This window comes from Halpernia frigidisoli (genome assembly GCF_900113805.1).
Lineage (GTDB): Bacteria > Bacteroidota > Bacteroidia > Flavobacteriales > Weeksellaceae > Halpernia > Halpernia frigidisoli.
The window spans coordinates 42,550-54,698 of the sequence record NZ_FOQT01000003.1 but is presented as its reverse complement, the minus strand read 5'-3'; the positions used below and the strand labels follow the sequence as shown (position 1 = coordinate 54,698).

Here is a 12,149-nt window from a genome sequence, read left to right as displayed (position 1 = left end):
TAAACTTTATAGTATCAAAGAAACGAACAATAATTAATTATTAATTATAAAATAAATAAAATGAAAAAATTACTTTTTAGTATCGCCTTAGTAGGATTTGGAACTTTCGCAATGGCACAGCAAACAACAAACGCAACTTCCAAAATGAAACGTGGCGATGGAAAACAAAATATGGAAATGCGCGGACAAAAGCATTTTGATAAAATGAAAACTGAGCTAAACCTGTCAGATGATCAGGTAGCGAAGTTAAAAGTGCTTCAACAAAACAGAATGGCAGATCATCAGCAAAACATGGCGGCAGACAAAACTGCAAGAATGCAAAAAAAAGCAAATGCCGAGGCAGAAATGAAAAAAATCCTTACACCAGATCAATATTCAAAATGGCAAACCAATATGAAAGATAAAATGGCAAAAGGTAAAGGAAAAAAAATGATGCACAAAGGTGGATCGCCAATGACAATGGAATCTAAATAGATCGATAAATATTTGTTAATATTATAGCGGAGTTTTTTTAAACTCCGCTATTTTTTTGTTATTTATTCAATAATTTAATATTTTTCTATATATTTGTTTTAACATAAAATTAACAAATTAATGTATCGCAGATTATATATTCTACCGTTTTTCCTTCCTCTTTTTACTCTCGCTCAAAATTTTTCCATTGCCTCAATTTCTGATAGTTTACGTAAAAATGCTTACGCTGTTATTAGAAATCATACGGAGAATTATACTGTTAATTCAGTAAAAGACATGGATATTACGGAGGAAACTACCATCAGTATTCTCAGTTCAAGTGGTGAAAATTTCTCAGTGATCGGAATTCCCTACAATCCTACAACGAGAGTAAGTGATATAAAAGTCATTATTTATGACGAAGATGGTAAGGAAGTTAAAAAATTTTCCAAAAAAGATTTTTCTGACGTTTCTAATAATCCCTCAAATGCGCTGTATGTAGATGATCGGGTTTTGTTCCTAAAACCTGTTGTGGGAAAATATCCTTACACATTAAAATATTCTTTTACAACGAGCACATCAAATACGGCTTTTCTAAATTTCAGACCTTTAAATAAATATAATTTAGCGGTTGAAAAATCACAGATCACATTTAATAATAAATCAGGTATTCAGTTAAATTCTAAAATTTATGATACTTTTTTGGCTAAAGTTTCCAAGTCTGAAGTTGCTGGAATGTCGCAATATACTTATCAAAATATACCTGCTTTAGAGGAAGAAACTTTGGCACCAAGCATTGATGTTTTAGTGCCGCACGTAGATTTTGCGATGCAAAAATTCAGTCTTGCAAGAAGAGAGGGCGATAATACTTCCTGGAATTCTTTTGGTAAATGGTATTATAATGATCTGCTCATGCCAGTTTCCCAGATCACACCGGAAATTCAAAAAGAAGTGAACGATTTAAATTTAACAGGAACAACTGCTGAAAAAGTTAAAAAATTATATCAGTATATGCAAAGCAAAACCCATTACATTTTTGTAGCGATGGGAATTGGCGGATGGCAACCGATGGTTGCGGATGATGTCCGAAAAAAAGGATACGGTGACTGTAAAGCTTTAACCAATTACATGAGAACACTTTTACAGGCTGCCGGAATTAAAGCATATTACTGTGTAATAAATGACAATGAATCCGCAAAATCTTTTGATCCTGATTTTACTGAGATTGCCGGTAATCATGCTATCTTAATGATTCCTACAGAAAAAGAACCTATTTGGCTGGAAAACACTTCACAAAATGTTGCTTTTAATCATCTTATGTACACTTCGAATTACAGAAATGTTTTGGCCGTAAAAGAAGATGGTATTGATCTGATCAAAACGCCTGTTTACAAACCGGAAGACAGTAAGGAAATATTAAATTCTAAAATTAAGATCAATTTGGACAACAGTATTAATACGGATTCAAAATTTTCTTTTACCGGTGGACAGTATGATCAGAATATGGGACTTCTGTTTAAAGATAATTCTGACTTAAAAGAATCATTAAAAAACAGACACGGCAATCTTCATATTGAAAATTTAAATGTTGAAAATTTATTTAATAACCGGGATAATGCTGAAATTAATTATGAACTTAAATTTACGGCTTCAGATTTTTCTAAAAAATTAGGCGATGATATTTTTTTCCGCGTAATGCCTTTTTACAGCAGCACAATGTTGTCATCAGATCCTGATAGAAAGCTACCATTCGAGAATTCTTTTCCTTTTCAGGACGATTATAGCGTAGAGTTTGAGATCCCTGCAGGTTATAAATTTTCAGAAATGCCAAAGGATCAGGACCTAAAATCAGAGTTTGGTGCTTATTCAATATCTTTTAAAAATGAAAATGGAAAATTGATGGTACACCGAATTTTAACCATAAACAGAGGTAATTATCCTAAGGAAAAATATCAGAATTACGTCGATTTCCGCAAAAAGACTTCGAGCCTTGACAATACCAAAGTTTTAATTACTAAGCTATAAAATTTTAAAAAAAATATTTGAAATGAAAATAAAACTATTATTTTTATCAACTTTTATGTGCAGTGCAAGTCTTTTTGCCCAAAAACACACCTATTTGGTTGAACCAAAATTAACAGATGCGGATGTGCAAAATATGACACCATCAATCAAATCTGACGCGCCAGCAGAAATTTTATATAAATCTTATCATTACAGAATTGACTACAACGGCAATATGTATAACGACATTGTCAGCCGTGTGAAAATTTATGATAAGGAAAAAGCCAACGACTATCTTGATGTTGAAATTCCGTTGTATGAAAGTTCAACTGGGAGCGATCGTGAGAAACTCAGCAATTTAAAAGCTGCTACTTATAATTTTGAAAACGGAAGGGTAAAGGAAACAAAAGTTGAGAAAGATTCTAAATTTAAATCAACAGAAGACAAAAATTACAATATCACAAAATTTGCTTTTGCGGACGTAAAAAACGGTTCCGTTATCGAATATAAATATACGGTTGAAACACCTTTTTACTACGCTATTCCCAAAGTGATGATAGAAAGAGATATTCCAGTAAAATATATAGAATACGTTTTTGAGACGCCCAAACAGCTGGGATATACTATAAATTATCAAGGGTCACTTTCGCCAACATACAGGGAAGTTGAAGAAAAAACTATTTATGGTGGCGATCATTACAGTTATCGTTTTGCCTACGATAATGTGCCTGCGTATAAAGAAGAGAGTTTTGTAAAAAATAATGACAACTTTAAAACGTCAATAAAAGCCGAAATAAACTCCAGTGTCATAAATAATATCACTACTAACTTTTCCTCAACTTGGTTAGATATAAGAAAAAGACTTTATGATAATGAGGATTTTGGTCTTCAGCTTAAAAAAATGAACGCAGTGAAAGATATTTTACCTGCTAATATAAAATCAATTCCGGTAGATTTAGACCGTGCAAATGCTATCTTAAAATTTGTTCAAAATAAATATAAATGGAGCAATGAATTAGCTTTATATACTGATAAAGGCGTAAAAAGTCTCATCTCCTCAAAAATAGGCAATAGTGCTGAGATCAATTTGCTTTTAGTGATGCTTATGAAAGATGCCGGGCTAAAATGCGATCCAATTGTTTTATCTACTGTAGGCAAAGGTCTTCTTACAGCCTACGCACCTTCGGTGACACTTTTAAATTATGTGATCGCATGTGTACAAACTGGAGAAAAATTCTATATTTACGACGCAACAAGTAAATTTAGCAGTCAAAATACGATTCCGCCACGCGCTTTTAATTCATATGGTTTTTTAATGACAGAAAAAGAGGCAAAACAACTGAATGTCGTTTATCCATACGTTAGCGAGACCATTTTGGCAGTAGATGCTAAATTGAATGATGATGGTACTTTTAGTGGTCATTTTTCTGACACCGACAATAATATGTATGCGATGGTTAATAATGAATCTTATAGTGAAAATAAAGATACGTACCTCCAGCAATATAAAAATCAATATAAGTTTCCTTACAAAAATATAAAGTCCGGTCCTGCAGAGAATGAAGCATTTTCTACATCCTTTGATTTTGATTCTGATACATTTGTTGATGCGATTGGTGGTAAACTGGTTTTTAATCCATTACTTTTTTTATACACGAAAAACCATGATTATGATCAGACCGAGCCAAGAAAAGCCCCTTTAGAATTTTTATCTGCCTACAACAGAATAAAAAAAGTGACCATTACACTACCTGAAGGTTATGCTTTTTCAAATGTTCCAAAATCAAAAAAGATCCGTACAGAAGAGAACGAAATTGTTTATGAATACAATGTTGTTCAGGCAGGTAATAAACTTACTGTAACAACTACAACTTCCATTGATGATGCCACTTACCCGAAGGAATATTATCCTGCCTTTAAGCAGATTTTTGATAATATTACAAAACTGGAAGGTCAGGTTGTAACCGCGGTTAAAAAATAAAATTTTTTATTAAATACAAAAAACTCTGCTGATCAATTTAGCAGAGTTTTTTGGTTTAAACATAAACTATTTCAGTCTTTAAAACTGTTTTCCCCAGCTTTTCTAAAACCATTTTATAAGTCTGAACCTGTTTTTCATATTTTTTCTTTTTCTCATCGGTTTCTTCACCTGTTTTAAAATCAACGATCAACCAGCCATTTTCTGTTTCTATAAGTCGATCGGGGCGGTAATTTTCAGAAATACCATTTTCTGAAATTAAGATATCTTTTTCATTTATAATTTTAAGATCAGCATTAAAATAATCAGCATTTGCAGGGTTTTTAACGATTTCTAAAAGCCTTTTCGAAATAATTTCTTTTTCATTTCGTGTAATATTTCCATCTAAAACATACTGTTCCAAAACAAAATCAACATCTTTTTCCTGATTTATTTTAGCTAAAATTTCGTGTGCAAAAATCCCCAAACGTACTTTTTCATTTCTCACCTGATAATTTTTGGAAGGCGTGGCTATTTTTAAATTATTTTTTGCTGAGGTTTTTTCCGTTAACGAACTGATATTTTTGGTATTAAATTTTTTTTCTTTTTTAATATTTTGTTTTTTATAAGAGCCATCAGCTTCCGGATAAATTTCCAGTTCCATTAAGTTTTCCGGATTTTTTGTGGCAATGAAATCTAGCAATTCAATGGAATTTTCCCCGCTTTTGCTGTTACATTGCAGGTAAAAAAATAACTGTTCTACTGGTCTTGTTGTCGCTACATATTGCAGGCAATAACGGTCAATTTTATTTTTGTAAATATTTTCTGCGTTAAAACCAGCTATTTCATCATCATAACTTTCAAGTTTATCAGAAAACCCATCAATGTTTATTGATTTTAATTCTTCATAGCCTTCAAGTTGTAGCCAGTTATTGATTTTTTTGTCTTTATTGCTGTTTTTCATGGGAAGAAAAACGATCGGAAATTCGAGACCTTTTGCCGCGTGAATCGTCATCAATTTTATTGCATCTACATTATCACTCGCCTGAATAGAAATTTTATGCGCTTCTTCTTTCCAGTATTGCAGAAAATCTTTTAAAGTATTTCCCGCATTTTGACTGTAATTATAAAGCATTTCAAGAAAATTTAAAAGAAAATCGGTTTCAAAAGTTTTTACCGAAAATTCGTGCACGAAAAATTCTATTTCATTATAGAGGTTTAATTTTGGCAGTTCTTTCGGATTTAGATTAAGTTGAAAATTTTCTAAAATATAATTTTCAAGTTCTTCTTGATCAATGATATTCAAAACTTTCAGCATTTCCGCTGTAAAATTTTCAATGTAAACACGACCGGATTCATTTAAATAATAGAATAATTTCACCAAATGCTGTCGGTTTTTTGGCTGAATTTTCCAGTGCAAAAACTCAATTAAAGCTTTGATGGTTTTCGAAAGATCCAGTGTTAAACCTTTCTCAGAAATAGTTTTTATGTATTGTTCTTTGCCATTGTAAACTATTTTTTGCTTCCCTAAAAGTTGTGAAAATTCTTTTATTTCACTTCCGCCACGACAAAGAATCGTAATGTCAGACAAGCCAAAACCATTTTCCAGAATTTCCTGAATGTCTTTCTGCATCTGCGCTGTTGCCGTTTCGAAAAATTCTGCATTTTTTGAACTGTGTTCTTGAAGATTTACTTTTACGCGTCCTAAAAATTTTTTCTGAGGATTTTGAAACGCGCTTTCATTGAATAATTCCGCGTGTTCTTTGGCTAAATCTTTAGATAAAAATGCATATAGTTCATTATTAAAATCAACGATATTTTTTGCACTTCGCCAGTTATGTTCCAGGTTTTCTAAACTGACTTCAACATTAGTTTTCTCGATTTTATTTAAAATTTCAAGCATTATTTTACTTTCGCCACCGCGAAATCTGTAGATGCTTTGTTTGGGATCGCCAACTAAAGTAAAGGTATTATCTTCAGAGTTTATCGTATGATCGCGAAGCGGTAAAATATTGTCCCACTGCATTTTAGAAGTATCCTGAAATTCATCTAAAAAATAATGATCGTATTTTGTACCGACTTTTTCATAAATAAAAGAAGACGGTTCGTTTTTAAGATTTTCATTGATTAAAACATTAAATTTTGAGAGTAAAACCAGATCATTTTCTTCCTCGATTAATGCCAGTTGATCCTGAATTTCTTTGTTGATTTTTAATGGTAATAATTCCTGCAGGATTTTTTCTTTTTTAATGGCAGAAATGTAATTTTTAATAATTATTTTCCTGGCCTCTAAAAGATATTCCTGAATTTCAAAAATTAGATGTTCTTTACTTTTCCCTTTTGTTGAAGCGCCTTTTTCAAAAATCAAAAGTGCTTTTTGTTCATCACCGGGAAAAGGAAAATCTTTTCTTTTTCCGTTAAAAAACTTTAAATATTCTATAAAAAATTTAGCTAAACCATTTACATTTCCACCTGAAAAATCAGGAATTTCTAAACCTTTTTCCTTTAAAAGTTCGACAATATCACTGGCTTTTTCCTTTGTAATTTTTTGATGTTCTGCAATCTCACTTCTAAGTTTTATTTTTACTTTATCATAGATTTCCCAGTTAAAATCTTTGTTACTTTTTAGTTCTTCATAATGAACGTCGCTGACAAATTGTTTCGCTTTTTTATATAAACTTTGATTGATGTAAATGCGTTCTTCGTTATCAAGTTTGTAGTTAATAAAATCCATAAAAGCTTCAGAAATCGTTTCATCTGCGCCAATTTTATCCAGCATTTTATCGACAGCTTCAATTAGAAAAGGTTCACTTTGAATCTCTAAATTAAAGTTTTGCGCCAAACCGAGTTCATTAGAAAAACTTCGGACGAGTCGCGCATTAAACTTATCGATTGTTCCAATATTTAAAGTGGAATAGTGGTGCAGAATATAATCTAAAACTTTTTTTGATCGGCGGTGAAGTTCTTCAAGCGGAATATTGATGTTTTTTTCTTTAAATTTTGTTTGAATTCCGAGCAGTTCCGTATTTTCCTTAAAATTTTCTTTGGTAAAATCTTCCAGCCAGCCGAGAATCCTCGCTTTCATCTCATTCGCTGCTTTGTTGGTAAAAGTCAAGGCTAAAATATGACTGATTCCGTCTGACTTATCCGGCGACTGCAGGCAGATCATCAAAAGTTTTTGCACCAGATTATAAGTTTTTCCGGATCCTGCGGAAGCGTTGATGGCGAAATAAGTTTGCATTTATTTTAAATTGAATTACTGCAATTTAGGGAAAATTAAAAAAGTTATGGTAAGATCATATGATTAAAAAGAGAGAATTTTTACCAAAAAATCTTAATTAAAGTTAAGTCTGGTTAAAGTTTATTAGGAAGTCATTTTTAAATTTATTTTTACAAAAACAATAACATTTGAAAATAATTTTATTCTCTCTACTTCTACTTTTCCCCGTTTTTATTTTTTCTCAGAAAGCAGTTTCGGGGATTGTTTCTGATGAAAACCAGATTCCACTTTCCGGCGTTTTGGTCGTGAATATCAATTTAGATCAAAAGACACAAACAAATGAAAATGGCAATTTTGAAATCAATGCAAATTCTGGAGACGAACTGCGTTTTGTAAGACAAAATTATGAACGTTCATCAGTAATTATAAGATCTGATTCTTATTTTTTTGGTTTAAAAATTACTATGGTTTACGCACCAACCGACATTGAAGAAGTAATTGTAAAACCAAAACTTAGTGGAAATTTGTCAAAAGATTCTAAATCTTTAAATAAGGAAGATAAATTAGCACAACTTAATAAAGATATTGGTTTGCCGAAAGCGCCATTAAAAATGCGTGAAAAACCAGCGGATGTAAAAAAAGACGTGATTGCACCTCTTTTATCTTTATCTCTAAAACCTCAGGCAATCTATGACTTGATCAGTGGTAAGGCAAGAAGGCAAAAGCGACTTTATCAATACGATGATTTTCAGGACAAATTAAATTGGTTAAAATCTAATATTAAAGCAGATTTTTTTCTGAGAAATGATATTAAAACGGCTGATATCTCAGATTTCTTAAATTTTTCTCTTTTACAAAGTAATGATTTGCAGAATTGTTTTAAAACAAAAAATACTGATAAAGCGGAGTTTACACTTTTAGGTTTAATTCCTGCATATTTAAAAAGACGAGAATAAATATGAAATTAATAACTCTAATTTTCGTCGTTGTTTCATTGCAATTATTTTCTCAAAATACAGTTTCGGGAATTATTTTAAATGAAAATGGAAATCCTTTTCCAGGCGTTTTGGTAATTAATATGAAAACAGATCAACAGATTTTCACTAACGAAAATGGAAGTTTTTCAATTCCAGCAGTTCCGGGAAATGAATTGCGTTTTTTAAGAAATAATTATGAAAGATATTCTGTCACAGTAAATTCTGAAAATTATTTAAAAATTATATTAGCCAGAAAACCGGAAGATATTGAGGAAGTGATAATCACTTACAAGCCCACAGGAAATTTAAAGGAAGACATAAAACATTATGGAACGTCAAAAAAAGACAGCAAACTAAATCTAGATCTCGTTAAATATAACCGAAGTCAATCTTCTTCAGAAGTTATGAGTCCAAAAAGAGGTGAGTTTAAACAGCCAAAAGGGCCGGGATTTGAAACTTCAAAAAAAGGCTATCAATGGGACAAATTCACTATGGTAAACAATTTTCAAGATATTTTTGGTAATAGCTATTTTGAAAATCTAGGGATTGATAAAACGCTGATATCTTCTTTTATAGAATTTGTTTTGCAGGATTTTGAGACAGACAATATCAGGCGTTTCGGTAGAATAACATCGTCAGATATTTCAAAATTTCAAATTGCAGCGGAGGAAAAAGTTTCCATTTACAATAAGAGTGTAAATAAAAAATAATATTGTTGTTGCGATAAGTTCGTTACTTTTATACTCAAATTATTATCAAAATGAATAAAAATATTATAGCCATTGCGATTGCGTCAGCAGGTTTTATTATTGGATTGGCTTTTTTAGGAAGTGCCATTAAAAATAGAAATCAGGCAGATAATACAATTTCTGTGACTGGACTTGGTTCCAAGGCATTTACTTCTGATCTTATCACCTGGTCGGGCAGTTTTACAAAAAATAATTTTGATCTAAAAACGGCTTATGATGATTTGGCTTTGGATAGGAAAATCATCTCGGATTATTTAGTGTCAAAAGGAATTAAGCAAAATGAAATGGTTTTCTCCGCAGTAGATATTCAGAAAGCTTATAATTACGCAAATGATTCCAACGGCGCGAGTCACCAGACTTTTGCAGGTTATAATCTGTCACAGAGTGTTTCGATTGAAAGTAAAGAAGTACAAAAAATTGAGAATTTAAGCCGAAATATTACTGAAATCATCAACCGTGGAATTGAATTTACATCATCTTCACCAAATTATTTTTACACAAAACTGGCAGACGTAAAACAGGAAATGATCGCAAATGCGACGAAAGATGCCAAAGCGCGCGCGGAAAAAATTGCAGAAAATGCAGGTTCAAATTTGGGACATCTGAAAAAAGCAACGATGGGCGTTATCCAGATTACTGCGCCAAATTCAAACGAAGATTATTCGTATGGCGGTACTTTTAACACGAACTCAAAAGATAAAGAGGCGAGTATCACGATAAAACTGGAATATCAGGTTAATTAATTTTTTAATTACTTACCATAAACCACATCATAAATATTTTCTGTAATTTTTTCCAGATTTTTAGGTTGGAAATTTGCAAATAAAAGCAAATTTAAATCTGGTTTTCCTTCGCCGTAACTTGGTTGAATGTAATTTTCAGAAATGATTTTAAATCCATTTCTTTGATAAAATTTAATTCTTTTTCCTGCAATCGAATTAAAATGTTCCGGTTCACTTTCTAAAATAATTTTTGAATAATTTTCTTTCAATTTTTGCAAAACTTCTGAACCGAAATTATTGCTTCTGAACGCTTCAAAAATTTCAAAATGTTCCAAAAAAGCGAAGCCTTCCAAATCCCACATGATAAAATAACCGATAAATTGTGAATTATTTACAATAGAAAAAACCGATACTTTTTCCTTTTTAAATAAGTTTTCAAATTGCGATTCACTGCGTCTTTCATTTTCGGGAAAAGTGTCGCAGTAAGCTTCAAAGATTGATTTCACACGGAAATCCTCGAACTCATCGATAAGATTAAATTCCATTTTTATAGATCAAAAACATTGGGTCTTCTGATAAAAAAAATATCTTTTACCCACAGCGCGAAAGCCAAGCCTAAATAAATGAAAAAGAAAATTCCTGCGGTTGCGTAAGTTGAATAAATGAAAAAAACGCGTAGTTTAGAAACCGGAATTCCTAAAAAAGCACCTAATCTGGTGAGAACGCCAAACCATTCCTTCTCAATTTTAATGCGGAAATTTCTGCTAAATTGTGGTTCTCTTAATAATTTCATTTGTTTAATTTTTTAATAACTGCAAACCGATACTGCAATTTAAGCATTTTTTGGTAACGCAGAAATTCTTATAATGGTAAAGAAAAGCCTGACTGTCGATTGCATTTTTTAAAGGAACTTTCAAATTTTTCCAGTTAGAAATAATAGCATTTTTCTCTGTGGTAATTTCCGAATAAAACTTTAAAATATCTTCCGCAATTTCTTCTTCCGTGTTTTTGTGATAATGGTATTTTAAAGGTAAAACGGCGTTTATAATAATTAAATTAATAAAATCTTCAGTAATTGTTTTTTCATGATCGACTGTAGATATTTTACCAAAATTAAAATGATCATCCCAATATTCTGTCGCTTTTGTATTTTTAAAAATCAAAAAAAGATCCGCTTTTGACTTTGCATTAATGATTTTTGAAAATAAATTTGGTTGTGAGAAATAAAGATTTGCCAGTTGAGAAAGCCGAATTGTTGGGAAATTTGGCGGTCGTAATCTTAAAAATTTTGGTTTAAAAGTGAGTTCTTTTAAAATATATTTTACTTTTAAAAACTCAAATTCCCGTTTCCAGATTTGCATTTTTTCATCGTTAGGATTTTTCAACCAACCGAAGATTCCAAAAAATAATGCTTCTAGCTGAACTTCATTCTGACGAATTTTATTAATTACATTAAAATCAATTTCCATTGCAAACTGCTGAAAAATTTCTGCGTTTACTTTTAAGCCAAAAGCGTAAGCCAGATTTTGAAAAAGAACGGCTTCATAATTATTTTGCGAAGATTTTAATTGTACACTTATTTGTTCAGATTTTTCATCTAATTTTTTAAGCAAAGTTTCATCGGCAAAATTAAAAGGGATTTTTTTTGGGTCAAAAATATTCTCACAAGGAATGAATTGAACTTTGTCAAGTAATTTTTTATATTTCTGAATAATGTTTTCATCTATATAATTTTTCAGTTCAAGAGTTGGGATATTTTTGATTGAAAATTCCTCAATTTCTATATCGTGCTGATAAACGACGTGCAAAATTAAATTATCAAAATCCTGATTGCCGGAATGCTGATGAAAGATCCAATCAGAAGATTTTACGTGAAGTTCTATATTTCCGGCTAAAATTAAATCATTGAGTTTAATTTTTCCTTCCAGAAAATCGGCGCCAGAATTAAAATTCCAATTTCCAAAATTTAAAATTTCCAATGAATTACCTTCAATATCTTTAAAATCAAAACTGTTGAAAATTTTGAAATTCCAAAGATATTGAAGGAGTTTTTCATTCATTTAAAAG

Annotated in this window: 10 protein-coding genes; 6 read left to right on the top strand and 4 right to left on the bottom strand. The window is 31.2% G+C overall.

The genetic code is table 11. The features are described 5' to 3' along the window. Positions 1-60 precede the first annotated feature (60 nt). From BM238_RS08550 to BM238_RS08540, 3 genes are all read left to right on the top strand, one after another. Positions 61-474 carry a hypothetical protein gene (locus tag BM238_RS08550; protein WP_090079871.1) on the top strand — a complete coding sequence of 138 codons (414 nt, stop codon included), beginning with the start codon at positions 61-63 and terminating at the stop codon, positions 472-474. Positions 475-594: 120 nt separating this feature from the next. Next, a complete protein-coding gene (locus BM238_RS08545; RefSeq protein ID WP_090079870.1) occupies positions 595-2,478 on the top strand; it encodes a DUF3857 domain-containing protein in 1,884 nt (627 codons plus the stop codon). A 22-nt stretch (positions 2,479-2,500) separates the two neighbouring features. Continuing rightward, positions 2,501-4,438 carry a DUF3857 domain-containing protein gene (locus tag BM238_RS08540; protein WP_090079868.1) on the top strand — a complete coding sequence of 646 codons (1,938 nt, stop codon included), beginning with the start codon at positions 2,501-2,503 and terminating at the stop codon, positions 4,436-4,438. A 55-nt stretch (positions 4,439-4,493) separates the two neighbouring features. On the opposite strand, the gene BM238_RS08535 is transcribed toward BM238_RS08540, so the two are convergent. Continuing rightward, positions 4,494-7,655 (bottom strand): UvrD-helicase domain-containing protein, encoded by a 3,162-nt coding sequence (locus BM238_RS08535; protein WP_090079866.1) that lies wholly within the window; start codon positions 7,653-7,655, stop codon positions 4,494-4,496. 167 nt (positions 7,656-7,822) lie between these two features. Here BM238_RS08535 and BM238_RS08530 point away from each other — a divergent pair, with 167 nt between their 5' ends. The 3 genes from BM238_RS08530 to BM238_RS08520 are packed head-to-tail and all read left to right on the top strand — an operon-like array spanning position 7,823 to position 10,103. Next, entirely contained in the window at positions 7,823-8,590 is a 768-nt protein-coding gene (locus BM238_RS08530) for a peptidase associated/transthyretin-like domain-containing protein (protein ID WP_090079864.1), read from the top strand. Between the two features lie 2 nt (positions 8,591-8,592). Continuing rightward, positions 8,593-9,321 (top strand): carboxypeptidase-like regulatory domain-containing protein, encoded by a 729-nt coding sequence (locus BM238_RS08525; protein WP_090079861.1) that lies wholly within the window; start codon positions 8,593-8,595, stop codon positions 9,319-9,321. A gap of 50 nt (positions 9,322-9,371) precedes the next feature. Next, on the top strand, positions 9,372-10,103 hold the full coding sequence (locus BM238_RS08520; RefSeq protein WP_090079859.1) for an SIMPL domain-containing protein: 732 nt from the start codon (positions 9,372-9,374) through the stop codon (positions 10,101-10,103). 8 nt (positions 10,104-10,111) lie between these two features. Here BM238_RS08520 and BM238_RS08515 read toward each other — a convergent pair whose 3' ends face one another. The 3 genes from BM238_RS08515 to BM238_RS08505 are packed head-to-tail and all read right to left on the bottom strand — an operon-like array spanning position 10,112 to position 12,142. After that, positions 10,112-10,627, bottom strand: a complete 516-nt coding sequence (locus BM238_RS08515) for a GNAT family N-acetyltransferase (RefSeq protein WP_090079857.1) — start codon at positions 10,625-10,627, stop codon at positions 10,112-10,114. A 2-nt stretch (positions 10,628-10,629) separates the two neighbouring features. Next, entirely contained in the window at positions 10,630-10,875 is a 246-nt protein-coding gene (locus tag BM238_RS08510; RefSeq protein ID WP_090079855.1) for a PspC family transcriptional regulator, read from the bottom strand. Between the two features lie 4 nt (positions 10,876-10,879). Further along, positions 10,880-12,142, bottom strand: a complete 1,263-nt coding sequence (locus BM238_RS08505; RefSeq protein ID WP_090079852.1) for a DUF2851 family protein — start codon at positions 12,140-12,142, stop codon at positions 10,880-10,882. Between the last annotated feature and the right edge of the window lie 7 nt (positions 12,143-12,149).